The sequence below is a fragment of the Bacillus sp. JJ1532 genome (assembly GCF_036965085.1).
Taxonomy (GTDB): domain Bacteria; phylum Bacillota; class Bacilli; order Bacillales; family Cytobacillaceae; genus Cytobacillus.
This window is the reverse complement of record NZ_JBALOW010000011.1, coordinates 51,988-78,807: the sequence shown is the minus strand read 5'-3', so window position 1 is coordinate 78,807 and position 26,820 is coordinate 51,988. Positions and strand designations below refer to the sequence as shown.

23 protein-coding genes and 1 riboswitch are annotated in these 26,820 nt (G+C 39.4%); of the genes, 12 read left to right on the top strand and 11 right to left on the bottom strand.

Going from position 1 to position 26,820, the window contains the following annotated elements; genetic code table 11:
• Nucleotides 1-108 precede the first annotated feature (108 nt).
• The 3 genes from V7122_RS04835 to V7122_RS04825 form a co-directional block, all read right to left on the bottom strand.
• Nucleotides 109-1,206: a PRK06851 family protein gene (locus V7122_RS04835; protein WP_335525937.1), complete on the bottom strand. Its 1,098-nt coding sequence runs from the start codon at nt 1,204-1,206 to the stop codon at nt 109-111.
• A gap of 157 nt (nt 1,207-1,363) precedes the next feature.
• A complete protein-coding gene (gene ybaK, locus V7122_RS04830; protein WP_335525936.1) occupies nt 1,364-1,843 on the bottom strand; it encodes a Cys-tRNA(Pro) deacylase in 480 nt (159 codons plus the stop codon).
• Nucleotides 1,844-1,878: 35 nt separating this feature from the next.
• Nucleotides 1,879-3,552 carry a glycoside hydrolase family 13 protein gene (locus V7122_RS04825; protein ID WP_335525935.1) on the bottom strand — a complete coding sequence of 558 codons (1,674 nt, stop codon included), beginning with the start codon at nt 3,550-3,552 and terminating at the stop codon, nt 1,879-1,881.
• A 473-nt stretch (nt 3,553-4,025) separates the two neighbouring features.
• Here V7122_RS04825 and V7122_RS04820 point away from each other — a divergent pair, with 473 nt between their 5' ends.
• The gene (locus V7122_RS04820; RefSeq protein ID WP_335525934.1) at nt 4,026-5,444 is read left to right on the top strand and encodes a PAS domain S-box protein; all 1,419 of its coding nucleotides are present in this window, start codon (nt 4,026-4,028) and stop codon (nt 5,442-5,444) included.
• Between the two features lie 35 nt (nt 5,445-5,479).
• Here V7122_RS04820 and V7122_RS04815 read toward each other — a convergent pair whose 3' ends face one another.
• Complete coding sequence (locus V7122_RS04815; RefSeq protein WP_335344728.1) at nt 5,480-5,965, bottom strand: PaaI family thioesterase; 486 nt, start codon at nt 5,963-5,965, stop codon at nt 5,480-5,482.
• A gap of 319 nt (nt 5,966-6,284) precedes the next feature.
• Here V7122_RS04815 and V7122_RS04810 point away from each other — a divergent pair, with 319 nt between their 5' ends.
• Entirely contained in the window at nt 6,285-7,775 is a 1,491-nt protein-coding gene (locus V7122_RS04810) for a peptide MFS transporter (RefSeq protein ID WP_335525933.1), read from the top strand.
• A gap of 241 nt (nt 7,776-8,016) precedes the next feature.
• Nucleotides 8,017-9,507, top strand: a complete 1,491-nt coding sequence (locus V7122_RS04805) for a peptide MFS transporter (protein ID WP_335525932.1) — start codon at nt 8,017-8,019, stop codon at nt 9,505-9,507.
• Between the two features lie 298 nt (nt 9,508-9,805).
• Here V7122_RS04805 and V7122_RS04800 read toward each other — a convergent pair whose 3' ends face one another.
• A complete protein-coding gene (locus tag V7122_RS04800; protein ID WP_335344731.1) occupies nt 9,806-10,795 on the bottom strand; it encodes an ornithine cyclodeaminase family protein in 990 nt (329 codons plus the stop codon).
• A 618-nt stretch (nt 10,796-11,413) separates the two neighbouring features.
• On the opposite strand from V7122_RS04800, the gene V7122_RS04795 reads away from it, so the two are divergent.
• The 6 genes from V7122_RS04795 (at nt 11,414) to dapA (ending at nt 17,835) form a co-directional block, all read left to right on the top strand.
• A complete protein-coding gene (locus tag V7122_RS04795) occupies nt 11,414-12,811 on the top strand; it encodes a YfcC family protein (protein WP_335344794.1) in 1,398 nt (465 codons plus the stop codon).
• A gap of 119 nt (nt 12,812-12,930) precedes the next feature.
• Nucleotides 12,931-14,088, top strand: coding sequence for a M20 metallopeptidase family protein (locus tag V7122_RS04790; protein WP_335353230.1), 1,158 nt, complete (start codon nt 12,931-12,933; stop codon nt 14,086-14,088).
• Between the two features lie 185 nt (nt 14,089-14,273).
• Nucleotides 14,274-15,047 carry an amino acid ABC transporter substrate-binding protein gene (locus V7122_RS04785; protein WP_335525931.1) on the top strand — a complete coding sequence of 258 codons (774 nt, stop codon included), beginning with the start codon at nt 14,274-14,276 and terminating at the stop codon, nt 15,045-15,047.
• A gap of 69 nt (nt 15,048-15,116) precedes the next feature.
• On the top strand, nt 15,117-15,773 hold the full coding sequence (locus V7122_RS04780; protein ID WP_335344797.1) for an amino acid ABC transporter permease: 657 nt from the start codon (nt 15,117-15,119) through the stop codon (nt 15,771-15,773).
• A gap of 14 nt (nt 15,774-15,787) precedes the next feature.
• Nucleotides 15,788-16,534 (top strand): amino acid ABC transporter ATP-binding protein, encoded by a 747-nt coding sequence (locus V7122_RS04775; protein ID WP_335525930.1) that lies wholly within the window; start codon nt 15,788-15,790, stop codon nt 16,532-16,534.
• 99 nt (nt 16,535-16,633) lie between these two features.
• Nucleotides 16,634-16,813, top strand: a riboswitch (Lysine riboswitch).
• Nucleotides 16,814-16,947: 134 nt separating this feature from the next.
• On the top strand, nt 16,948-17,835 hold the full coding sequence (gene dapA, locus V7122_RS04770; RefSeq protein WP_335353227.1) for a 4-hydroxy-tetrahydrodipicolinate synthase: 888 nt from the start codon (nt 16,948-16,950) through the stop codon (nt 17,833-17,835).
• 288 nt (nt 17,836-18,123) lie between these two features.
• Here the strand turns inward: dapA and V7122_RS04765 are convergent, their stop codons facing one another.
• The gene (locus V7122_RS04765; RefSeq protein ID WP_335525929.1) at nt 18,124-19,410 is read right to left on the bottom strand and encodes an NCS2 family permease; all 1,287 of its coding nucleotides are present in this window, start codon (nt 19,408-19,410) and stop codon (nt 18,124-18,126) included.
• 331 nt (nt 19,411-19,741) lie between these two features.
• Here V7122_RS04765 and V7122_RS04760 point away from each other — a divergent pair, with 331 nt between their 5' ends.
• Both V7122_RS04760 and deoD read left to right on the top strand, forming a co-directional pair.
• Nucleotides 19,742-20,458 carry a Crp/Fnr family transcriptional regulator gene (locus V7122_RS04760; RefSeq protein ID WP_335525928.1) on the top strand — a complete coding sequence of 239 codons (717 nt, stop codon included), beginning with the start codon at nt 19,742-19,744 and terminating at the stop codon, nt 20,456-20,458.
• Between the two features lie 177 nt (nt 20,459-20,635).
• Nucleotides 20,636-21,340 carry a purine-nucleoside phosphorylase gene (deoD, locus tag V7122_RS04755; RefSeq protein WP_335525927.1) on the top strand — a complete coding sequence of 235 codons (705 nt, stop codon included), beginning with the start codon at nt 20,636-20,638 and terminating at the stop codon, nt 21,338-21,340.
• A gap of 187 nt (nt 21,341-21,527) precedes the next feature.
• Here the strand turns inward: deoD and V7122_RS04750 are convergent, their stop codons facing one another.
• Nucleotides 21,528-22,115, bottom strand: a complete 588-nt coding sequence (locus V7122_RS04750; RefSeq protein WP_335525926.1) for a hypothetical protein — start codon at nt 22,113-22,115, stop codon at nt 21,528-21,530.
• Nucleotides 22,116-22,124: 9 nt separating this feature from the next.
• A complete protein-coding gene (locus tag V7122_RS04745; RefSeq protein ID WP_335344806.1) occupies nt 22,125-23,297 on the bottom strand; it encodes a ParM/StbA family protein in 1,173 nt (390 codons plus the stop codon).
• A 422-nt stretch (nt 23,298-23,719) separates the two neighbouring features.
• Between V7122_RS04745 and V7122_RS04740 the strand changes: the two genes are divergently transcribed.
• Nucleotides 23,720-24,022 (top strand): YciI family protein, encoded by a 303-nt coding sequence (locus tag V7122_RS04740; RefSeq protein ID WP_335525925.1) that lies wholly within the window; start codon nt 23,720-23,722, stop codon nt 24,020-24,022.
• A gap of 66 nt (nt 24,023-24,088) precedes the next feature.
• Here the strand turns inward: V7122_RS04740 and msrA are convergent, their stop codons facing one another.
• The 3 genes from msrA to V7122_RS04725 form a co-directional block, all read right to left on the bottom strand.
• On the bottom strand, nt 24,089-25,051 hold the full coding sequence (msrA, locus tag V7122_RS04735; protein ID WP_335525924.1) for a peptide-methionine (S)-S-oxide reductase MsrA: 963 nt from the start codon (nt 25,049-25,051) through the stop codon (nt 24,089-24,091).
• Between the two features lie 88 nt (nt 25,052-25,139).
• Complete coding sequence (locus V7122_RS04730) at nt 25,140-25,331, bottom strand: hypothetical protein (protein ID WP_335525923.1); 192 nt, start codon at nt 25,329-25,331, stop codon at nt 25,140-25,142.
• A 78-nt stretch (nt 25,332-25,409) separates the two neighbouring features.
• The gene (locus tag V7122_RS04725; RefSeq protein ID WP_335525922.1) at nt 25,410-26,618 is read right to left on the bottom strand and encodes an MFS transporter; all 1,209 of its coding nucleotides are present in this window, start codon (nt 26,616-26,618) and stop codon (nt 25,410-25,412) included.
• Nucleotides 26,619-26,820 lie beyond the last annotated feature (202 nt).

Below are 26,820 nucleotides of genomic sequence, written 5' to 3'. Positions count from 1 at the left end.
TGTTTGACTGCTTATAATAATCTTTTGCAAGGTTCGTTCACTTGTGTGTGGGCCGTGTCTTTAATGAAAAAATATAAAAAATCAAATAAACTATTAACCTTGCAGCTATTAATTTCTTTCAGACACTTGCAGAATTTCAGCCCTGATATCATTCCGCATCCGGTCAACCATTTTAAAATCCATCGCTCCAATATAAATTTTTTCTAATTCCTCACGCTGTGCTTTTGCCTGAGCTAAATAGGAAATAGCCTCTTTCATTTTTGCCTTATATTGCTGGCTAATTTCTTTAATTTGCTCAGCAAAAATTTCATCCGTACCTGGGGTGACAATGATTTCATACGTATCAATAATTTCATCTCCCCCACGATCTGGAAAGTATTCATGTGGACTGGTGCTGTCGAAGATCGCCAGACCGAGCTCGCGAAAGATCAACATATCGAGACTGTGCGGGTCAAATCCGCAATGGTAAATTTCTAGATCGAATCCTCGTTCTTCTGCCACTTTAGCTAATTTTTTTAGCATCGTGGACTTTCCTGTACCCGCACGGCCCTTAACAAAATATCGTTTAGGAAGGCCTTCTGTCAGGTTTTGAACGAAATCAACCGCCCCAATTGGTGTTGCTGCTCCAAGGAAGCGATGCTTAACATTGGAAGCCTTATTTAATTGCATATTCCCAAAGAATCCCTTCAATAGCTTATTTGTAAGCTGATCCGCTTTCGCAAAATCCATATTTTCTATATAAACGTTTTCCCACTTATCATGAATTTTCAGTGCTTCTGCTAATTTGCTATAGGCCATTTCAAAGGAATGGCTTACCTGCTCATTAATTTGCGTAATTTCCTCTTTTTGCTCTGCTAAAGCCTTCGAATCCCAGGCCTCACCTAGGTTGACATACTCCTCCACGGCACCTGGGGCCTTTGGTTCAATGACATGAGGGGCTGTTCCATCGACAATTCCCACCTTCAAAGCGGGAATAATAACACCATCAATCGAGTTATTGTCCGATGAGCAATGGATATACTCTAGATCATATCCCTTCTCTGCCCATTCCGAACCAATGGCTTTCATAAGAGAGGACTTTCCCGTTCCAGGACCGCCTTTTAAGATGAATAATCGTTCAAGTCCTTGCAGGTTAGACTCAAACAAGCTGTAAAAACCACGTGCTGTATTTCCACCGCCAAAGTAATTTAAAATTTTTCCAGCCACAATTACACGTCCTTTCCCGTTCATTTGCCTGAATTGTTTTTCACCTTTACCATATGCAAATGGGGATTGATGGGTGAATGCCTACTTAGACGAGGAAAAAAATCCCCTAAAAAAAACCACAGCCCCAAGTCTGTGGTAAATAATCCATTAAATGTGTTCAATTTTTACAAATATCCTTCAACTGAGCTTGTATGACCTGAATCAGGTCCTCCATTCTAACTTCAATCTGAATGCCAATTTTCCCGCCGCTCACAATGATGGACTGAAGCTCTGATGCCTGAATATCAATAAAGCTTGGATATTGCTTTTTCATGCCAACTGGTGAGCAACCGCCGCGGATATAGCCTGTTAGCGTCTGAATATCCTTGACCGCAATCATTTCGATTTTCTTCTCTCCAGCTGCCTTGGCGGCTTTCTTTAAGTCTAGCTCAGCCTCGACCGGAATAATATACACATAAATTTGTTTGCTAGTTCCATGTGCTACCAGTGTTTTATAAACTTCTCTCGGCTCTCTATTGATTTTCTGCGCTACTGAGACACCGTCAATTTTTCCATCCTGATTGTCATAGGTGATTAATTCATATTTCACTTTTTTCGAATCGAGAATGCGCATGGCATTCGTTTTCCCTTGTGCCATCATCGTGCTCCTTACGAGGTTTTTCCTTTATTTTATCACGTAACGGAATGACAAATATATACTCGAGCTTCATAAGGATTAAAAGAAAACATGGACTGTAAGCTGTGTTTTTCCACTGAATAATTATTTAAAAGAAGCTGGTCTGAGCTTAGGCTCCATTCATTTAACTGAAACTTCGCCTGCCGATCGGACAAATTTGTGAGAACCACCGCTTTTTCACCCTTAAATGTCCGTGTATAGGCAAAAATTTGTTTATTCTCCTCCAAAATTAGATCATATTGACCATAACTAAATACTTCATGCTGTTTCTTCAATTGAATCATTTTTCTATAAAAAGAAAGAACCGACCCTTCATCCCGAAGCTGTGTTTCCACATTCAATTCTTTATTATTCGGATTTACCTTCATCCATGGGGGTACGGTGCTAAATCCAGCATGTTCTTCCGCTGACCACTGCATAGGTGTTCGGCTATTATCACGAGAGGAGGCCCAAATAATCTTCATGATTTCCTGATTCTTTAGTCCTTCGCTTTGCTTCTTTTTATAGAGGTTTTTCGTTGCCACATCATCATAATCATCAATGGATGAGAAGCAAACATTCGTCATACCGATTTCCTGCCCTTGATAAATAAACGGCGTCCCTTTCATGAAAAAATACATCGCTCCAAAGGCTGTCGCACTCTCACGCCAATATTCCCCGTCATCCCCCCAGGTTGAAACAACACGAGGTTTATCGTGATTTTCAATAAATAAAGCATTCCATCCATCCAACTCCAAGCCTTTTTGCCATTTAGTCAGCACCTTTTTCAATTCAATGATATCTAGCTCTGTGTCCTTATCTTCCGGGTCCCAAAGACCGAGATGCTCAAATTGAAAAATCATATCCATGACGCCCTGCTTTTGTCCAACCCATTGTCGGGCATTCTTTACTGTCACTCCATTTGCTTCCCCAACCGTCATCACATTTGAATTTCCATAGGTCCGTTCCTTAAACTCTTTCAATAGCTCATGAATACCCTTTTGATTCAAATGCATCTGGAAAGACGGGACATACTTTAATTTCTTAGAATTAGGCAAATTGGGAAGACCCGCCCGCTTTTTAATATGGCTGATCGCATCGATTCGAAAACCGTCAATTCCCTTTTGAATCCACCAATTAACAATTTCATACAAAGCCTCGCGAACTTCACCATTCTCCCAGTTTAAATCCGGCTGTCTAACCGAAAAAAGGTGAAGGTAATATTGCTTTGTTTTCTCATCGTATTCCCATGCCGATCCGCCAAAAATACTTTCCCAGTTATTCGGCTCACGTCCATTTTTCCTGTCACGCCAAATATACCAATCTCTCTTCGGGTGATCCTTTGAGAGCCTGGATTCAATAAACCATGGATGCTCGTCACTTGTATGATTTAGAACAAGATCAATGATTAACTTCATGCCTCGTTTGTGTACCGCTTCGAGAAGCTGATCAAACTCCTTCATTGTTCCAAAGTCTTCCATAATATCCTGATAGTCCGAAATATCGTAGCCATTATCGTCATTTGGGGATTTAAACACAGGGCAAATCCAGATGGCATCCACGCCTAATTTCTGGATATAGTCCAGCCTTTGAATGATTCCTTTGAGATCACCAATCCCATCTCCATTCGAATCCTGAAAGCTCCGTGGATAGATCTGATAGACAACCGCTTCCTTCCACCATTCCTTCATTCAGCAGCACCCTCTCTGTTTATAGTTTATCCAAGAGAGTTATATAAAAAATGTGAAAAAACAAATTGATCATTAGCGGCGTTTTGTAACCCCTTCTTAACCTTTTATCCTTTGATTTAAGCTATGATTTAGAGAGGTATGAAATAAATTACTTTTAACACCATTTTCCAGGTGGGCAGGCATATATTTTAATATAAAAATCTCTTTACCTATTGTATTGAAAAAATCTAGGTTTATGATTTTTACATAACTTACGGAGCATCACCAACCTCCTATCCTTGGGCAAAAGATGTCTGGCAATTCATACAATTTTTCTCTAAAAATGGTATTATATTGTTAAGTGGCTATTTTCCTAAAGGTAGTTTAAAAACACGAGGGGTTTTTATTAAACAGTACATTTTCCTAATCCTTTAAATTAACTACATAAATCCTGTAACTAAGAATGAGTAAATCATTATTAAGGAGTATTCATGATGAATAAAATTATTTTAGATAATCAGTTATTATTCATCCATGCCTTTGAACATGCGGGAATAGGAATGGCACTCATCTCATTGGATGGAAAAATAGTAAAGGCGAATCAGTCTTTATGTGACAGTTTGGGCTATGAAGAAAACGAGCTGTTACAAGTAACGATTATGGATATCATTCCTCCAGAGGATTTAGAAATAGATGAACATATCGTTCAAGTTCTTTTCGAAGGGAAAAAGAATTCATATCAAATGGAAAGACGTTATATCCATAAGAACCAACGGTATATTTGGGGGTTAATGAGCGTCTCATTAGTGAGAGATGAGGACGGGATCCCCTTATTCTATATCAGTCAGATTCAAGATATCACTGCCCGAAAGTTAGCGGAAGAAAACCTGCGTGAAAGCGAGGGCAGATATCACCGCTTAGTAGAGGAATCCCCGGATGGCGTCATTATTTTAAAAGATGAAAAATGTATTTTTATTAACGCAACAGGGATCGAGATGCTTGGGTTGCAGCATAAAGAAAATATTATCGGGAGACCGATTTATGACTTTATTTTGTATCAGGACCATGAGTGTTTTAAACAGCGCAATCTACATATTCATTCTGTTGGTCCATTTGAAAAGAAATTCATTCGCATGGATGGAAAGATTATTCATATTGAATTAAAAACGATTCCAACCATATTTGAAAATGAACCGGCCATCCACATGATTATGCGTGATGTCAGTGATAGAGAAAAGACAAAGGAATTGATGATTAATTCCGAAAAGCTAACAATTGCCGGCCAGTTAGCAGCCGGAATTGCACATGAGGTCAGGAATCCTTTAACAGCCATAAAAGGCTTCTTCCAAATGATGGAGAGCGATTTTAAGCAAAATAAAATATACTTCGATGTCATTAACTCAGAAATTAATCGAATTGAAACGATTCTAAACGAGTTATTATGGCTGGCCAAGCCCCAAGAATCAAAATTAGCCCAGAAAAATATTGAGGTTGTATTAAACCATGTCCTCACATTATTAGAAACCCAAACAAATTTAAATAATATCCAAATCATCAAGACGATCGAGCAAAACCTGCCCATTATTAATTGTGATGAAAACAAATTAAAGCAAGTGTTTATCAATTTTCTTAAAAATGCAATCGAGGCCATGCCCAAAGGCGGTGCCATACATATTGATATTCGACAGCAGCATCCTGCCTGGATCATGATTCAGATCACTGATGAAGGTTCAGGGATCCCAGAACATTTACTTACTCGAGTCGGGGAGCCTTTCTTCACAACGAAGGAGAAAGGAACGGGGCTAGGATTAATGATTTGCAAAAACATTATTGCAGAGCATGAAGGAGAATTCATGATCGAGAGTTCATCCAAAGGGACCCATGTCAAAATCCTTTTGCCATACTCGAAATAATTCAAGCAGGAGGTCTTCCCTCCTGCTTGAATTATTTATTCCGTCTTGGCAAATGTGCTAGGCATGACAACCGCGATGACTTCGCCGCGGGCACATACCACATCCTCGGCAAACACTTCGATGTCAACCTTCCACTTTTTCGGATGTATTTCGGTTACAGCGCCTATTGCTTTTAAGGGGACATCTTGAGGGGTCGGTTTAAGAAAGTCAACCTTTAAGGAGCCTGTTACAAATCGCGGCGGCTCCGCTCCATCCCCAATCTCATGCCCATTTTTACGGTGCAGAGCCAATGCGGCAGATCCTGTTCCATGACAATCAATGAGTGATGCAATTAAACCTCCATAAACAAACCCCGGAATGGCGGTATGTTCTTCTTTAGGCGTATACAATGTTACCGTCTTTTCCCCTAACCAGCCCGTTCTAAAATGGTGGCCATTCTCGTTTAAGCGGCCACACCCATAGCACCAGGCAAAGTCATCCGGATAAATATCTTGAACTGCATGAAGTACCTTATTTTTCATCCCTTCTCCCCCTTTTCAGAAAATTATAACATAACGCTGAAAGATCACGGCCACTTTTAATTTTACTAGAATTTTTTTGGGGAATATTCCGCCTTATCATAATAAATTTATTATTTTAAAAAAACTTATTTTTAATTACTCTTTTTACATTAAAGCTTATATTACCAACGATTAACGCGATTTCATCATCCCCTGTTAAAAAATAGTTTTTGACAATTTAAAACTATCAAAAGTATTATAGTATAATATTACTCGTTTTTTAAACGAATAGCTTTCTGTAAAATTGCAAATTATAGAAAAAAGTAAGGAGGATATTTACATGTCTAAAATAGATAAGGAACAAATTGTAGCAAGCGTTCCTCAGAAGGGATTTTTCGGACATCCTAAAGGATTGTTCACCCTTTTCTTCACAGAATTTTGGGAGCGTTTCTCTTATTATGGAATGAGGGCCATTCTAGTTTTCTATATGTACTATGAAGTGTCAAAAGGCGGATTAGGTATTGACCAGCCTACTGCCCTTGCCATTATGTCCATATACGGATCATTAGTATATATGTCAGGAATCATTGGCGGCTGGTTAGCCGACAGAGTATTCGGAACGTCCAAAGCCGTTTTCTACGGCGGGATTTTGATTATGTTTGGTCATTTAGCCTTAGCTATCCCTGGAAATATCACACTTTTCTTTATTTCCATGGTACTGATTGTACTTGGTACAGGTTTATTGAAACCAAACGTTTCAAGTGTAGTTGGGGAAATTTATAGCGAAGAAGATAATCGCCGAGATTCCGGCTTCAGTATTTTCTACATGGGCATTAACCTTGGAGGGTTCCTTGCACCACTAATTGTCGGAAGTACAATGGGTTATAGCTTCCATTTAGGCTTCGGTATAGCTGCTGTCGGAATGTTTTTAGGGTTATTAGTATTTATGTTTACAAAGAAAAAAAATCTTGGTCTAGCTGGCACCATTGTACACAATCCACTTTCACCAGCTGAGAAGAAAAAGACCATTACGATATTTGGATTAGTTGCCGTTATTATTGCTATTATTTGTGCAATTGCCATTCCAGCCGGGTATCTAACGTTTGATAGCTTTATTGCACTTGTAGGAATTTTGGGTATTTTGATTCCAACTGCTTATTTCGTTGTCATGTATCGCAGTAAAAAAACAACAGATGTAGAACGCTCAAGAATCATTGCCTATATTCCACTTTTCATTGCTTCCGTCATGTTCTGGGCCATCGCAGAGCAAGGTTCTACCATCCTTGCAGCTTATGCGGATACTCGGACACAGTTAAACTTTGCAGGAATTACGATTTCACCAGCTTGGTTCCAATCATTAAACCCGTTGTTTATTATTGTTTTGGCACCAGTATTTGCTTGGGGTTGGGTGAAACTAGGAAATCGCCAGCCATCTATCCCGCAAAAATTCTCGATAGCTTTACTTTTCGCTGGTATATCATTCCTTGTAATTCTTTTACCAGCGTACTTTGGCGGTACTGATACATTGGTTAATCCATTATGGCTTGTCCTAAGTATATTCATCGCCGTCCTTGGTGAATTATGTTTATCACCAGTTGGTCTATCTGCTACGACTAAACTAGCGCCTGCAGCCTTCTCAGCGCAAACGATGAGCTTATGGTTCTTATCAAACGCTGCTGCTCAAGCTATTAATGCACAAATTGTTAAATTTTACACACCTGAAACAGAAATGGCTTACTTCGGTATCATTGGTGGAGCATCCATCGTACTCTCCATCATCCTATTTATCTTAGCTCCGAAAATTGAGGGCTTTATGAAAGGGATTCGTTAATTTTAGAAGTGCTTGTCATTTAATGAAAAGAAGCAAGGAGTCCTTGCTTCTTTTTTGTTTTTCCTATCCGAAGAAAAACATAATATATATTTATTATTTCAAAAAAACTAAATTTTAGAAATTTGGTAATCAAAATCCAATTATACCAAGGTTTAGAGGCTGAGTATCTTCTTTTCCCTAAATACCCTTTTGACAATTTCGAACTTTCGAAAGTATTATAGAATAATAAGGAGGTCGTCTTATGTCAAATATTAGCAGGCAACAAATTGTTGAAAGCGTTCCCAGAAAAGGGTTTTTTGGTCACCCAAAGGGACTATTTACATTATTCTTCACTGAATTTTGGGAGCGTTTCTCCTATTACGGTATGAGGGCTATTCTTGTATTCTATATGTACTATGAAGTGTCAAAAGGCGGTTTAGGATTAGATCAGTCATTTGCGCTATCAATTATGTCGATTTACGGTGCACTCGTTTATATGTCGGGAATTATTGGCGGCTGGATGGCAGATAGGTTAATCGGCACATCTAAAGCTGTATTTTACGGCGGAATTTTAATTATGTTTGGTCATGTCGCTTTGGCTATTCCCGGAAATACAACGATGTTCTTTATTTCCATGGTGCTGATTGTACTTGGTACCGGATTACTGAAACCGAATGTTTCTAGTATTGTTGGTGACTTGTATAGCGAAGAAGATGGACGACGTGATTCTGGCTTCAGTATTTTTTATATGGGAATTAACCTTGGCGCATTCCTTGCTCCGTTAATCACAGGCAGCGCTATGGGAAAAAGCTTCCACCTAGGTTTCGGTTTTGCTGCTATTGGGATGTTTTTAGGATTACTCGTTTTTATTTTTACTAAGAAAAAAAATCTCGGGCTTGCAGGAACAATCGTTCCTAATCCACTATCTCCAGATGAGAAGAAAAAGGTATTTACAATTTTTGTTTTATCTGTAATTGCAATCGCTGCCATCTGTGCAGTCGCTATTCCTGCAGGGTATTTAACTTTTGATGTATTTATTGCATTCATTGGAGTTCTTGGTATTTTAATACCAACTTTGTATTTCATTGTGATGTACCGCAGTAAAAAAACAACAGATGTGGAACGTTCTCGAGTCATTGCCTATATTCCGCTTTTTATTGCTTCTGTCATGTTCTGGGTTATTTATGATCAAGGGGCTACTATTCTTGCAAACTATGCAGATAAGCGTACACAATTAGATTTTGCAGGCATTCATATTTCACCTGCTTGGTTCCAATCTCTGCCAGCATTATTTATTATCATCTTTGCACCTGTATTTGCTTGGCTTTGGATAAAGTTAGGGAAGCGCCAGCCAACCATTCCGCAAAAGTTTTCAATCGCTTTATTATTAGCTGGATTATCCTTTATCGTCATTCTATTGCCAGGGTATTTGAGTGGCGGAGATTCGCTAGTTAGTCCAATATGGCTTGCACTAAGTTATTTAATTGTCTCTCTTGGCGAACTATGCTTATCACCTGTAGGACTTTCAGCTACAACGAAATTAGCACCTGCTGCTTTCTCTGCACAGACAATGAGTCTATGGTTTTTATCAACAGCAGCTGCAGGGGCGATTAATGCACAAATCGTTAAGTTCTATTCACCAGAAACGGAAATGATGTACTTTGGCATCATCGGCGGGGCTTCCATCGTGCTTTCGATCATCCTTTTTATGTTAGCTCCAAAAATTCAGAGCTTCATGAAAGGAATTCGTTAAAAAAAGGACCCTGGTTCCGTTATTTATCTAAAAAGATTGCTTTTTAGAAGTTAATAGACTTGGGTTCCGCTATTGAGTGAAAAGAAAGCTATTTTCTTATAGATTTCATTCATTAGCGGATCCTGTGTCCGATTCATTCGATAAATATGCGAATTTATGGAAATAGAGGATTGTCTGTCCGCTAAAATTAAGAAAAAAAGCAAGGGGCATCTAATAAGTCGATTTTTCGACTACTGGATGCCCCTTCTCATATCAACACTATTGATTTTCTTTGTTTGAACCCTTTTAAACTACCTTCTTATATTTCTACTTTGCTTCCTACACCGAGCTTAATAGCCTTTTCATAGGCGGCCGATGCAACAGCCAAATCAAAATATGCAATCCCAACTGATTTAAAAAAGGTGATCTCTTCATCCGATTCCCTGCCAGCGATTCTCCCTGCTGCCAGCTCTCCAATTTCCCCATGAAGGTCTGAAAAACTCCATTCTCCTCTGTTTGCAGGAATAATAAAATCACCAGCCTCATCTTTTACTCCTTCAATCGTATCAGCAACAATTTTTGAGCATTTACGAAGAGTTTGTACGTCTACCTCTTGCATATGCGGGAGATACGATCCAACACCATTAATATGTGTTCCAGGCTGCAGCGCTTCCCCTGAAAAAACAGGAGTTTCTGAGCGCGTACTGCAAATAACGATCTCTGCTTTCGAAACAGCTTCATCTGCATGACCTATAATCGCAATTTCGCCTTTATACTCTGGGCTAAGATCTGCAATTTTATCAGCAAATGCATGTGCTCTTTCTTTTGTTCGATTATAAAGCAAGATTTTCTTAATATCACGAACCTCCAGAACAGCCTGAAGCTGCTCCTCTGCCATTCCGCCACAGCCAATGACTGCTACCGTTGATGCTGTTTCCTTCGCAAGATACTTCGTTGCGATCCCACTTACCGCCCCCGTACGAAGCCTTGTTAAATAAGAGGCATTCATGCAAGCAAGATGGTCTCCATTGTCGGTGTCACTTAAAACAATGACACCCTGAGTGGTCTTCTTCCCTACTGATGGATTGTTTGGAAAAATGGTGACTACCTTGACAGCCGTTTTTCCGATTGGCTCCATGGCACTAGGCATATAGAGGGCCGATGCATTCTTTTCGGGGAATTCCAGAACCGTCCTGTGCGGATTAAGAATTTTTCCTTCTATGTAATGTTGTAAAGCTTGTTCCAAGTCCTGAATCGCGTCCTTCATTGTATACATGGATCGCAGTTGTTTTTCTGATATGACTAGCAAAATAAGTACCTTCTTTCTAGTAAAGGAAAACCACTTGCCTCGGTCCCTTTTATTTTTTTAAGCTACTTCCAATTCTTACGGTCACGCACAGCGCAAATCACAACAAGAGAAATGAGCGCTGATAAAATAATATATATCGCCACGGGAACGCACCTTACTTTCCAAGATATCCCTCCCCTATATTTTATCACCATCATAACGGCTGAAGAAGGATTTAACAATATAAAAGTCCCATTATTTCCATATTTCCAAATATTACAGACGTCGCTCTATATCTCTTCTTTTTAAAAGTAATTTGGGCTAAATTACAATTTTTCCAAGGGAAACGGGGTGGTATTTGACTAAAATCGCTATAGTATCCAAATATTAATTATGGATAAATAATTTTCCTAAATAGGAATAATTCCTATGAATATATTCCACTATGCCAATCTAACCAATTTTTTTAAATCGCAAATTATTATTGCAATATAATTGAATGCATCTTACAATAAAGTGCATAAAAATTCATTTTGTGAACTTATTTACATTCATATAGTCATGGTCTTTGTCGATGGACTATTTCCGCTTCATCGGAATATCGACAATTTTATTATTTTACAATAAAGGAGCTTAAAAATGGATAATCCTATTCAACAAGACAAAAAAGGATTGAACATCAATGCTTTTGTCCTCATTTTCTTTGTCATTGTCATCGCTACGATTTTGACTTATATTTTGCCAGCAGGAGAATATGATAGAATTGAGAAGGCTGGACGCACGATTGTCGTTCCGGACTCATTTCATTTTACGGACCCATCTCCAGTTGGATTCTTTCATATCTTTACTAGCATTCATTCAGGCATGGTCCAAGCAGCAGGAATCATCTTTTTCGTTTTACTTGTGGGCGGCGCCTTTGGCGTATTAAAGGCGACTGGCGCTCTCGATGCTTTGATTGTCAGTATTACTAACAAGCTAGCCAATAAAGAATTATTGCTTATTCCAGTAGTAACGCTGTTTTTTGCGGCTGGCGGCACATTGATGGGGATGGCGGAAGAAACGATCGTTTATATAGGGATCATTACGCCATTAGCTATTGCTTTAGGCTTTGATGCCATGGTTGGGTATGCGATTGTAGCACTTGGAGCGAATATTGGATTTATGAGTGCCGTTATGAATCCATTTAACATTGGGGTTGCCCAAAACATTGCCGAACTGCCAACTTTTTCTGGCATGGGTTTAAGGCTAGTTCTTCTCGCGGCTTTCTATTTAGCAGGAGTTATTTATATTTATCGCTATGCTAAAAAAATCAAAAAAAATCCTGAGCTTAAATTTTTTGGCAATTTCCATGAAGGAACAAGTAAAAATAAGCAAACACAAATAAAGCTCGAAACTCGTCATAAATTAGTATTAATTGTTTTTCTTCTTAACTTTGTTGCACTCATTTTTGGCGTTTTAAAACTAGGCTGGTATATAACTGAAATCGGCGCCCTCTTCCTATTATTTGGAGTTATTGCCGGGGTCATCGGAAAATTAAGCCCGAATAAAATTGCAGACAGCTTTTTAGAAGGAGTAAAAGAAGTCATCAGCGGAGCCATCATCATTGGATTTGCGCAGGCGATCCTTGTTGTCATCCAGGATGGGAAACTGATGGATTCAATTCTTTATTACTCTTCTTCCTTCCTAGGTCTGCTTCCGCCAGCCTTAAATGCAATCGGGATGTTTTTCGTTCAGCTGTTTCTAAATTTCCTCGTTCCATCTGGAAGCGGACAAGCGGCTCTTACAATGCCAATTATGTCTCCTCTGTCTGATTTAGTAGGCGTGACAAGACAGACAGCCGTTCTAGCGTTTCAGCTTGGTGATGGGATATCCAATTCTATATTCCCAACATCAGGCGTACTCATTGCGGGGCTTGCGATGGCTGGCATTCCTTATACAAAATGGGTAAAATGGGTACTCCCATTTATATTCATTCAAGTAGGACTAGCGATTGTTTTCCTGCTGATTGCACAAATGATAAAATACGGGCCTTTTTAAGAATTGAATTCACCTATGGGGTATGCGGAGGAAACCTTTAATCCTAACCGCATGCTCCATAGGCTTTTCCATGACCAAAAGTTTTATGACTTAATTATGATTTGGAGGTTTCATTCATCATGCTACAGACAAAATTAGTTGATTCAAATTTAATCGACTGGACAATTAAACTTCGGAGACATTTTCATATGCACCCTGAGCTATCGGGGCAAGAATACGAAACAGCTGCTTATGTAAAGGAAAGATTAGCTGAATTCGGAATTGCCGTTGACAATCGTTTTTCAGCACCAAATGTAGTCGGCTATTTTAAAGGGACCGAAGGAAAAAAAACAATTGCACTTAGAGCGGATATGGATGCCCTTCCCCTTCAAGAAGAGGGAGACAAATCTTACATTTCAACTGTTCCAGGCGTTATGCACGGATGCGGCCATGATGCCCACACAGCTACCCTGCTCGCCGTTGCTAAATGGATGAGCTCGAATCCGCATTTAGTAAAAAATAATATTGTGTTCATCTTCCAAAGCTCTGAGGAAGCGTCTCCTAGTGGAGCGAAGCAGCTTGTGAAAGAGGGCGTTTTAGATGGTGTGGACGCTATTTACGGAATCCATTATATGTCCGGTGTGCCGCTTGGCAAAATCGGATTTGCCACAGGCTATGCAATGGCTTCCAGTGATGACTTTGACATCACGATCGAAGGAAAAGGCGGACATGGCGGTTATCCTCATGAGGCGGTCGATCCAATCTATATTGCCACTCATCTTATTCAGTCGTTCCAATCCATTATCAGCCGAAACCTGAATCCTTTGCACGCGGGCGTGATTTCAATTGGAGGCATGCAAGCTGGTAATTCCTATAATGTCATTCCAGATAAGGTGACGCTGCAAGGTACGATTCGGGCCCTAACATTTGAAGGCGCCGAATTAATGCACGAAAAAACAGAGCAATTAACAAAGGACATTTGTGCAAGCTTTGGCGCAAAAGGTCATTATCATTTTATCGAAGGGACTCCACCGTTATACAATCATCCAGAAGCATGCGAATATGCAAAAGGAATCATCGAAAAAACCTTTGGTGAAGGCGTGTTTATGTCCATTGATCCCGTAATGGGAGCAGAAGACTATTCCTTTTATTTGAAGGAAAGAGTTGGGGCTTTCGTCAACATTGGCATGCAAGGAGAGAAAAGCCAGTACCCTCACCATCATCCAAAATTTGATGTAGATGAGGATACGATTCCAGCAGGTATTGAAACGATGCTTCAGCTGGCTTTAAATGCTTAAGCAACATGATAGGATTTTTCTAATGAAAGAGGGGCCGCTCCCCTCTTTTTTTATTGTCTAATTTTCCTCAGCTTTTTTACTAGAATCAATCTCCTAATATTTCTATTTACTTTTTTATTTTATCTTGTTATCATGATAACATGGTAACGCACTAAAGGATTATAACAAAAGGTGGTCTACTACTAATGAAACGTTTTTCAGCTATTATTCTATCTTTATTTACTGTTTTTACTGTTTTGGCAGGCTGTTCATCAAATGCCAGCACGAAGAATAACGAAATTATTATTGGAATTGACGATAAATTTGCTCCTATGGGCTTCCGTGATAAGGATAATAATCTTGTAGGCTTTGATATCGATTATGCGAAAGCTGCAGTTGAAAAAATGGGGAAAGAAGTTAAATTCCAGCCGATTGATTGGAAAACAAAGGAATCTGAACTCAGCAGCGGACGAATCGACCTCATCTGGAATGGGTATACCATTACTGATAAACGAAAAGAAATGGTTTTATTCACAAAGCCTTATTTAGCGAATGCCCAAGTAATTGCAACAAAAGCTGATTCTGACATTAGCACTTTGGCTGATTTGGATGGAAAGGTGATTGGTCTTCAAAGTCTTTCCTCTGCATCTGATGCCTTAAATGCAAATCCGATTAAAGACAGCATCAAGTCTGTTTCCGAATACGCCGATAATGTTCTTGCTTTAAGTGACTTAAAGTCTGGCCGAGTAGATGCGGTTATCATTGATGAAGTCGTTATTGATTACTATATGGCCCAAGAAGAGGGTACATTTAAGGTTCTCGATGAATCATTAGCGCCAGAGGAATACGGTGTAGGTGTGAAAAAAGGGAACGATGAGTTATTAAAAGAACTGCAAAAAGCCCTTGATGAGTTGAGCGCGGACGGTACTGCTGCTGAAATCTCAGAAAAATGGTTTGGTGAAGACAAAGTTCTAAATTAATCGTACAAATTATAGAAGCAAACAGGGTTTCCCTCGGAAAGCCTGTTTTGTTTTTGGAGGAATTCTTTCATGATGGACTACATTCTCACAATTATTAAGCCCATGCTTGAAGGGGCTCAGATGACAATCCTATTATTTATTATCGCCATCATAGTGTCCATTCCATTAGGCTTTCTTTTAACTTTAGCTGTAAAAAGTTCGATCAAGCCTCTTTCGTGGTTGGCACAGGCCTATATTTATGTGATGCGTGGAACCCCGCTCCTCTTGCAATTATTATTTATTTGTTTCGGGCTCCCGCTTATCCCTGTAATCGGGGAATATTTAGTGCTTGACCGTTTTGTTGCAGCCTGCTTAGGCTTTATTTTGAATTACGCCGCCTATTTCGCGGAAATTTTCCGTGGTGGTCTTTTGGCTATTGATAAGGGACAATATGAGGCTTCACAGGTTCTTGGCTTAAGCAAATGGCAGACAACGACAAGAATAGTACTGCCGCAAATGTTCCGTATTGCGCTCCCTGCTGTTTCAAATGAATCGGTGACACTTGTTAAGGATACTGCATTGCTATATGCTGTCGCTGTACCGGAGCTTTTGCACTTTGCCCAGACAGCCGTCAACCGCGACTTTACCATTGTGCCGTTTTTCATTGCCGGCATTATTTATTTAGGAATTACGCTTATCTTAACGTTGCTCTTTAAATGGCTAGAACGGCGCTATAAATTTGAATAAGAAGGATTGATATTATGGCTATCATAGAAGTATCCAACCTAAAAAAATCATACGGTCATTTAAATGTCCTGAAGCAAATTACATTTGATGTTAAAAAGAATGATGTCATCGCCGTCATTGGCCCTTCCGGTTCAGGAAAAAGCACCATGCTTCGAAGCCTGATTCATCTTGAGAAAATCGATGATGGCAGCATTTGTATAGATGGTAATTACCTAGTTAAAAATGGTGAGTATTCCAAACCGCAGGAATTGAATCGGATTACGTCCAAAATGGGGATGGTTTTTCAGCACTTTAATCTATTTCCTCATCTTACGGTAAGAGAAAATTTAGAAATTGCTCCTAAGATGGTGAAAAAGGAATCTGCGGAATCCCTTCAGAAGCGCAGCATGGAAATTCTCGAGAAGATTGGGTTAGCGGATAAAGCAGGCACATATCCTGGAAATCTCTCAGGCGGACAAAAACAAAGGGTCGCTATTGCGAGAGCTTTAATGATGGAGCCAGAGATTCTTCTGTTTGATGAGCCTACTTCAGCCCTAGACCCGGAATTAACGGGTGAAGTGCTGCAAGTAATGAAAACACTCGCTGAAGAACAAATGACGATGATTGTCGTCACTCATGAAATGGGCTTTGCTAAAGAGGTCGCCAATCAGGTTCTATTTATGGATAACGGAGAAATTGCGGAGTCCGGCCACCCGGACCAATTGTTCTCAAATCCTCAATTTGACCGGACAAAAGCCTTCTTGAATCGGGTGCTTAAATAAGCTAATGGAAAAACATTTCTAAAAATCCCTTGCAATTATGGGAACCTTCAGTTAACATTGAATACAATTAAATAAGTTCTTATTTCAAGATCTTTTTGAAGTGAGGATAGAGGCGCAAAGACCATCAGTACACAATCGGAGGATAATGAGACCCTATGATGATTGTGAAAAGGGGAATTTGCCGAAGTTTTAGGAATCTCATGTTCTTAAAGCTGGGCCTGTGTTGAATAAATACAGGACTGTCATATAGGAGAGACTATATGGAGGGCTATCGCACAAGAAACGGTGATTTTTTTACACTATTGTTTCTATAGCAACAGCGAGTCCCTCGTTGTTGCTTTTTTGCGTTTAGTTTTAAATAGGCCCTATCACCTCTACTTTTTAAAAAAATTTAAAAAAGGGTGTGTGAAGTTATGAATTTTGGTCAAGTACTTACAGCAATGGTAACGCCATTTGATCATAACGGTGAGGTTGATTTTGAAGCGACAAAAAATTTAGTTAACTATTTAATCGAGAATGGGTCAGACGGATTAGTTGTTGCAGGTACTACTGGTGAGTCGCCAACTTTAACAGAGGAAGAGAAAGTGGCTCTATTTAAGTTTGTTGTTGAGGTAGCTGGCGGCAGAGTTCCCATCATAGCTGGAACAGGTTCGAATAATACAAGAGCTTCCATTAGCTTGACTAGAAAGGCTGAAGAGGCTGGAGTGGATGGCATTATGCTTGTTGCGCCATACTATAACAAACCATCTCAGGAAGGCATGTATCAGCATTTTAAAGCTATTGCTGAAGCAACGTCATTACCGATCATGCTGTACAATATTCCAGGACGAAGCGTTGTGAATATGTCAGTTGAGACCATTGTAAGACTTTCAGAAATTCAAAATATCGTAGCAATTAAGGAAGCTAGCGGTGACTTAGATGCCATGGCCCAAATCATCAGCCAAACCCCAGCTGACTTTACTTTATACAGTGGGGATGACGGTCTTACTTTACCGGTTCTAGCTATTGGAGGAGCAGGGATTGTATCTGTTGCTGCCCACATTATCGGGAACGAAATGCAAGACATGATTAATAGCTTTAAAAATGGTGAGCTTCAGAAAGCAGCTGCTGCCCATCGCGAGCTTCTTCCGATTATGAAGGCTTTATTTAATGCTCCAAATCCAACACCAGTAAAAGCTGCTCTTAATCTGCAAGGCATTCAAGTTGGCGGAGTCCGGCTCCCATTAGTTCCTTTAAACAATACGGAAATGACTGCATTGCAGGAAGTATTGCAAACACCTCAGCCAGTAAATGTAGGGTAAAAGGCTTATAAATAGAAGAAGACATTCAAGCACACTCGGTTGATAGGAGTGTGCTTTTTATTATTTCATGGCGACCATTTTAGGTGGCTCCCTTTGAAAAACACGCGCCATAAAGCTTTCATGACGACCGTTTCAGGCGTCCCCACTTGAAAATGCGCTCCTTGAAGCTCTCATGACGATCGTTTTGGACGGCTCCACTTGAAAACGCGCTCCATGAAGCTCCCATGGCGAGCGTTTCGGGTGGATCCCCTCGAAAACGTGTTCCATAAAGTTCTCATGACGACCGCTTCAAAGTGTACCTGCAACAAAATACAGAAGAAAGAAAAAAGCAATGACATACATCGTTCCTGTAACTTCCTTTTTTCTGCCTGTTGCCCACTTTAATACCGGGTAAGCAATAAAGCCAAAAGCAATTCCGTTAGCGATATTAAACGTTAGCGGCATGATGGCCAGCATTAAATAGGCAGGGAAAGCCTCTGTAAAATCGCTAAAGGGAATTTCTTTTATCGATTGGACCATAAGACATCCAACAATGATCAAAACGGGTGCGATTGCACTATTAGGAATCACTTTAAAAATTGGTGTTAGAAAAAGTGCCGGTATAAACAGTAAGCCAGTTGTTAATGAGGTTAAGCCCGTTCTGCCGCCCGCGGCAATACCTGTTGCGGACTCAGCAGCGGTCGTTGTCGGGCTGCAGCCAAAAAGGCCCGCACCGATGACTGAAAAGGAATGAGCTTGAAAGGACTTGCGAAATTTCGATTTATCTGGAAGCATGCCAAGCTGAACACTCATATTTTGGAAAATAATGACCATCGATAAAGAAAATACGGCTGTCCAAAAATGAAACGTACCTATTTGGCTAAAATCAAAAGCTAAAAAAACCTCTTGATAACCGTTAAATGAGAGATGGAAATCACGCAACTTTGAAAAGTCCACAATACCAAATAAAGCTCCAATGAATGTCCCTATCAAAATTCCGATCAAAAAGTTCCCTTTAACATTCTTCTGAAACAACGGTACAAGAATAAGCAGAGTAAGCAAGGTCGTTAAAGCATGGGGATCGCTAATCTTTGCCAGCGCTACAAAGGTTCCCTCGTTTGCTACGATTACACCCCCATTTTTCAGACCTAGAAATGCAATAAATAAGCCAATTCCTGCAGTCATAGCATGAATCATAGACATCGGAATAGAGTTTGATAAAAAAACAGCGACTTTCGAAGTTGTCGTTAATACATAAACAATTCCCGCTATCAACACAACGGCTAAAGCCTGCTGCCAAGATAGGCCGAAAGATAACACGAGTGTAAATACGAAAAACGCGTTGTCCCCCATCCCTGGAACGATGACCAGTGGAGAATTTGCCCATAAGGCTAATAACATACAGCCTATAAAGGAGCAAATCACTGTGGCAATAGTGACAGCTTCATAAGGCATGCCAGCCATATTCAAAATCGCACCGTTGACAACAATGATATAGGCTACCGTAATAAATGAGGTTAGGCCAGCAACCATCTCTGTGCGGACACTCGTATTTTCTTCTTGAAGATGAAACCATTGATTTAATTGTTTTAACAAGAGCCAATCACTTCTTTCTAATGAAAAGCACCACAGCAGATTGTGCTTGCCGCAAGAATATATAACCCTCAAGGGTATGAATAATCGAAAAAATGACAGTAAAAACAAATGCCCCAACTAAGCCAATCCAAGAGATAGAAATCCTAATCCTGCCGTATCGGCATAGTAAGCGATAATCGCTGAAAAGAAAGCACCGCTACTATGAATCCTTCAAGTCCAATATTAATGAAACCTGATCTTTTAAACAAATTTTTTATATTAATTCCCATGGTATAATGTTCATTATCATTCCAAAGAAAGTAGAAACAATGAACTGAAAGGTTGGATTCCTTTGATTACCAAAATTACAGACTGCGCTATTTTCGCTAATATTCCCGAGAATGAATTATCTAATATCATTCCTTTACTTAAAGAACGTCATTTCAAAAAAAACCATGTTCTAATTTTTGAAAATGATCAAAGTGATGAGATTTATATCATTCGCTCAGGAATGGCAAAAGTCTGCCGTATACATGAAGGCAGGGAAGTTGTACTTGGTATAACAATGCCTGGAGATATTATTGGTGAGACAGAAGCACTTTCTAACGACCAGCACCGAATCTCATCGATTGAAGCAATAGAGAATGTTTCAACCTGGCTTATTTCCAGGAATGATTTCTTAAATATCGTGGAAAAATACCCATCAGTCCTCAGAAAAGCCTATATAATTCTTGTCGAGAGGACCCGCATCCTTAATCGGCTAGTTCGGTATTTAACCTTCTATGATGTCCGCACGAAGGTTGCAAATTTACTCATAGATTTATTTTATAACTTCGGAAAACCATGTGATAACGGTTACAAAATAGACCTGAAAGTAAATCAGTCTTTACTAGCAAATATGCTGGGTGTGACGAGAGAATCCATTTCCAAAACCATAGGTGATTTTCAAAATGAGGGCCTTATTGATGTAAAAGGTAAGTATGTTTACCTCCTTGAAAAAGACAAACTGGAATTAATATGTAACGAAACTGAAGAGACCCCATCACTTCGCAAGTGGAATTCTCTTTAGTCTGGAGAGTAATTCAAATATAGCAAATGAGTTGTAGGTAGTTGAGTCATGCGTTTAACGTTTTTTTGTGAATTGGCTCACAATTTTTTCGTTACCCCTTTAACAGAACTCAAAATTTTATTGTGTTATGATTTTTTGGAATCGCTTTCGAATGATAGAATTTTGGAGGGAAGATATATGAGTTTTCATATCGAGGGAAAAGTTGGAGAAATTGCAGAATCCGTATTACTGCCGGGAGATCCGCTGCGTGCCAAATACATTGCTGAGACTTTTCTAGAAGATGCTGTTTGCTATAACCAAGTGAGAGGCATGCTAGGCTTCACAGGAACATATAAAGGGAAACGTGTTTCCGTACAAGGAACAGGGATGGGTATGCCATCAGCATCCATTTATATTCATGAATTAATTAAGGATTATGGCGCCAAGAATCTTGTTCGCGTTGGCACTTGCGGAGCCATTCAAGAGGATGTAAAAATTCGTGATGTCATCATTGCTCAAGCTGCTGCCACAAACTCAGCTATTATCCGCAATGATTTTCCTGGATATGATTTTCCACAAATCGGGAATTTCGAATTAATAAAGGGCGCATACGAAATCGGCGTTGAAAAGGGCCTTAATCTTCATGTGGGAAATGTTCTATCTTCTGATCTTTTCTATACAGACGATACCGAAACATTTTTAAAGCTAGGAAAATTAGGCGTTTTTGCTGTTGAAATGGAAACGGCTGGACTTTATTATTTAGCAGCCAAATTTGGCGTGAAAGCTTTATCTATTTTAACTGTAAGTGATCACATCATTACTCATGAGCAAACAACAGCTCAGGAAAGACAAACCACTTTTAATGACATGATTGAAGTGGCTTTAGAGGCGGTAACAAAATAAAGTAATATTGAAAAGAGATACATTTTCTAAGCTTATCGAGCCGTACAGTAAGACTATCGTACGGCTCTTAAGTAAAACCGATACTCTCTTATCCATTTTATTCCTCTTAGAAACCCTCTACTATACATAGAGCTGTTCAAATAAAAAAGCAGTGCCTTTTTTCTAAATAGGCACTGCTTTTAGTATTCTACTTATTCATCTTAGCAAGGAAATCACCAAGCAGATCATCAAGGTCGAAATTGGTTTCGGCAGTTTCTTCCTCTACCTCCGGCTCCTGACTTTTCTTGGCGGTTTCCCAATCAAAATCCATTAGATCATCGTCCATGGATTCTTCTAAAGCGGCTGCTGATTCCTGTTCATATTTTGAAAGATTAGCCGTTTCCTCAATTTCGGGCTCTTCTTGCAAATACAATGCTTCATTAATATCGATAGATTTGCTGTTCATAGATGCCAGTAATGAGGTTGACCGAACGGGATCGATTAGCAGCTGATAAATAATATTGCCTATGAGGGCTTCGGAATGCTCATGCTTTAGCCAATCTCGCTGGGATTTACTTAATCTCTGAGGAAGGGGAATGGTAATCGTTTCCCTTTCTTGGGAGCAGGATTTTCCAACTCCCTCTAGAACAAACTCGGCCATTTTGCTTGAGAAATTTCTTCGTTCCGTTTCCTTTAGCTTTTGCAGATGCTTTAATAAGTGGTCAGGTGTATCTGAAGGGATACGAAAGGATATCGCTTGTCCCCTTTTAATCATACCTGATTTTGATTTTTCCATAGAATCACCTTAGCCCTTCACAGGCTCTTTGACCGCTTTTACCTTTTCCATTTTCCTTGAATAGTCTTTAATTAATTTATAATAGGCATTGGCCATCATCCAAATGCTCTCTTTTTCATTTTCAAAAAAATCTATGTTATACCCATCTAAATTATTGTTTATGGTTTTTATATATTCCTTAAGTACATTCGCTCCGCCGCCGACAAAATAGCAGATCTCTGTCTGCGAGTTTTTTTGCCACACATTCCGCAATAAACGATACTGCTTCTTAGCCAAATCAAGCAGGATTCGATCTGTAATGTCATGGACACTTGTACGGCTTCCTTTTACCATAATATGATTGCGGTCATTTTTCTTCGTAATAATTTCAACCACATCTCTGCGGCTGTCGAGTTCAATGCCATGCTTGGATCTTATTTCTTCTCTAATGGCTTCTAATGATTCGGACACACCAAGATTAAACCCTTGAGCCTTATCATCATCAACATTTCGGTTCTTAATAACCGCTATATCTGTAGACAGCCCCCCGATATCCTGGATAATAATCCTTTTGTCGATAAGATCCTTATTAATAATCTTTAAATCATTATCCATGACTAGATTAATATAAGCAGCAAATCCTTCAGGATATACCTTGACCTCATCGAACCTTAGATTCACCTTTAATCCTTGGTATTTAGGTGTAACAAGAAATTCCACCTGATGGACAGACCCAATTAATTTCGAACGGTATCCGGCATCCTTTCCCTCTTTAACCTCACGAAGAGGGAGTCCCGTTCCGAGTGTGTAGGCAGCATCGATGATATTTTTTGTCCGCTGGAAGACATCTTTGTTTTCTGACCTTACTGCATCTAAAGCCAGTGTTGCAAAAAGCATAATTAATGTTTGATCTTCCTCTGATTTACTGCTCCCAGGGTCAAGCTCTGATGCGCTATTGCTTTTTGTTGCCAAGTTTCCAACTCGGTAAATGACGTTATTCTCCTTTAGAGCAGGTGAATGGACCTTTATATGTATGCCATCAAGCGGATTTTTCTGATCCAGCTCTTCAATTCCAATGATCGGACGATCCTCTGTGTCCCTAGCAATAATATTAGGAATATTTAATTCGTACTCTACTTCCCCGAAAATAGCCTTAACCGAGTCATTTCCAACATCAATCGCTGCAATTCTGGATTTAGTCATTTCATCTTCATCCCTTTTTTATTTAATTGTTTTATATGTATAAAGCAGTTTCTACTTTTAAGGTTAAGGGGGATAATTGAAATCTTCAATGGACATAGCCGAAATAAAATACAACTGTAAATCAGTAAACATCTTGTAAACTTAGTGATTTTTTGTAAACATTTATGTATACTTGTGTAACAAATCCGTACACCTATTGCTACTGAAGGATGTATACGAATTTGTAAACAAGTAAACGCATTTGTGCACGTAAAGTTTACAGTTTGTAAACAAGTAAACAGTTAATAAATGAATCTAGCACGATTCATTTTTATTTTATCCTTTACCACTATTTTAAAAATTCCACCCTCTCTTTCCATCTATGTTAAAAAGAAATCAGATCCTGCATCTTGAATAATTAAATAAAAAAGGAGATATTTTTCATGGAAAAATTACAATTTCTATATCAACTTAAGCTCATTCCATCGTTATTAGATGAAGACAATTGGACAGACAAGGAGAATAACATTGTTCAGGAGCATTTTGAGGTTTTACAAAGCTTAGAAAAGGAAGGGAAACTCATATTAGCAGGCAGAACATTAGATACTGATCCATTAGGGCTAGTTATTTTGGAAGTAGATACGGAAGAAGAAGCAATAGAGCTTATGGAAAATGATCCTGCTGTTAAAAAAGGAATTATGGAAGCAAAGCTTTCCCCTTATCGATTAGCAATACTAAGAAAATAAAAAGCTAGGAACAAAGACATGAGTATGCTAACCTTTGTCTTTGTTCCCTTTAACAATCATCATATATTAATGATGTTCAAATAACTTCAAATACTCCCCATACCCTTCATCCGTAAGCTTGTTCTTAGGAATAAATCGCAGTGCAGCAGAGTTTATACAATACCGCGCATGGTCGGGACCAGGTCCATCATCGAAGACATGACCCAAATGGGATTCGGATGTTTTTGAACGGACCTCTATTCTTCTCATTCCGTAAGAGCCATCAAATTTTTCCTCAATTTCTGTTCTTCTCAATGGCTTTGTAAAGCTTGGCCAGCCGCAGCCGGCATCATATTTATCCTTCGAACTAAACAGCGGCTCGCCTGAAATAATATCTACGTAGATGCCCTCTTCAGTATGGTCCCAAAATTCGTTATGGAACGGAGGCTCAGTCGCGTTATTTCGTGTTACTTCATATTGAATTGGAGTTAACTCCTTCCTCAATTGTTCTTCACTTTTGCGGTTTTTCCAGTTCTCGCGTATAAATCGCGCACGGCCAGACCCTTCTTTATAAAGATTATAGTGAAGTGGGTTCTTTTTATAATAATCCTGATGCTTATCCTCCGCATTGTAAAAACGGCTGGCCGGCAAAATTTCAGTTGCGATTGGTTTTAGAAAACGGCCGCTCTCAGCCAATTCTTTTCTTGAGGCTTCGGCCATATCCCTTTGCTCTTCATTATGATAAAAAATCGCCGTACGATAGGATAGCCCACGATCATTGAACTGCCCTCCCTCATCGGTTGGGTCAATTTGCTGCCAAAACAGGTCAAGTAATTTTTTATACGGGAAAATGGCAGGATCGAATGTAATTCGGACTGCTTCATAGTGTCCAGTTGTATCGGAGCAAACCTCTTCATAAGTTGGATTTTCCTTATGACCGCCCGTGTAGCCTGAAATGACCTCCCTAATCCCCGGCTGCTCATCAAATGGTGATACCATGCACCAAAAGCAGCCTCCAGCAAACGTTGCCAGCTCTAGTTTTTCTGACATTCCAAATCAGCTCCTTTCTTTACTTTCTATTATCATACCGCAAAAAAATAGACGAGAGTAGTTTACTCCCGCCTGACTGCAGATTATTCTAAAAAGGTTTATTTGGCTCATAGGTAGGCTGTTTGTTTTGCGCCTGGTAAGCCTGGCTTTTCGCTATCGCCTGTTGTACGCTTTCCTCTAAGGAAAACTCCGTATCTGTCTTGCCAAAATGCCCGAATTGGTCTTGAGCTTCCACTACCCGCTGCTGTTCCTTTGCTTGATCTAACTTTCGCTTTAGCATGCGCGCACACTCCCCTCTATGACTAAAATACATCTATAGAGTTTCCAAACATACGCCCATTATGCGAGTAAACAGTTATTAAAAGGAAACGGCTTTTTTCTGGTTTTCACGACCGATATGACGCTTAAACTGAAGATAGAAATAAATGGTCAATCCTGCAGAAATGATTCCGAAAATCACTACCATCATCTGCAGCCCAACTAAATCCAGTAAAAATCCTGTTCCTAGAAGGACGACCTGGAACATCACTCGATCTAACATACTGCGGAAAGAGAAAAAGCGCCCATGGAATTCTTTCGGCATTCTTGTTTGAAAAATGGTCGCAGCAGTAGGATAAAAACAGCCAACTGAAAAACCAACAACCGCGAAGGCTGTAACCGTCACTATTTTTGAATCTACAAAGAATAATGAAACTTGTGCAAATCCTACAATAAGCGAGAAGAAAAACATAATGCTATAAGGTGACCAGCGATCACTCATTTTCTTCACGGCAAAAGCCCCTATCATAAAGGCAATCCCTTCAGCCGAATAAATAATCCCCTTCAGCATTTGATCATCATGAAATTCACTTATTTTTATTACTAGAAGGTTAAAGCCGCCTAAGAATAACAGCGGTACAAGTGCTAGGACAAGTGTCATTAATACGATCGGCAGCCCTTTAATGACAGGTAATACCTCTTTAAAGCTTCCCTTTGACTTGGACGTGCTCATGTTTTTCTGCTTAACCGGTTCTTCAATTTTTAAAAATAAGGTAAATACGAATAGGAAGAAATAAGCAATAAATGATGAAAGATATAACATAAACAACGACATAGCTACTAGCAGAATGCCTGCTAAGGATGTACCTAAAATCCGGGCAATCGTGGCTACATTCATATGGACTCCGTTCATTCTCAATAAATCTTTTCCATCCACAATTAAAGGAATGGCTGCTTGAAGCGCCGGGAAATAGAATGAAGCGGCAATCTGAATACTAATGACAAAGGCTATAAGCCAAAGAATGGAGCCGGTTTGCAATGCAATAAACATAAAGAGTACACTCACCATTCTCCCTAGACCTGCATAGATCATCACCATTTTCTTCCTCTTTTGGTCCGTAATCCTTCCTGCAATTGGACCAGCCAGTATACCGGCTAATAACCCGATCGCCAAAATAACGGACTTCATAAAATCCGATGGCACCTTTTCCTGCATAAATTCAAGGTTTCCAATAATACCCATCCATAACCCAAACCCAGCGATTAATTCCCCACATAAAATGATCCAGACATTTTTGTTTCGCCACATATCCAAATTTCCCCTTAAATTTCATTCGATAATCGAAATATATATGATTATATCCTAAATATTATGATATGGCATTAAAAAGACTTGGAAAAAAGTGTTTAATTTCTCATTGATACGTAATCATATTGTCTGGAAAATTGATCCATATAGGAAATGCGAATTTTAGGCAAAAAAAAAGAAAGCAATCCTATTTGCTTTCTCA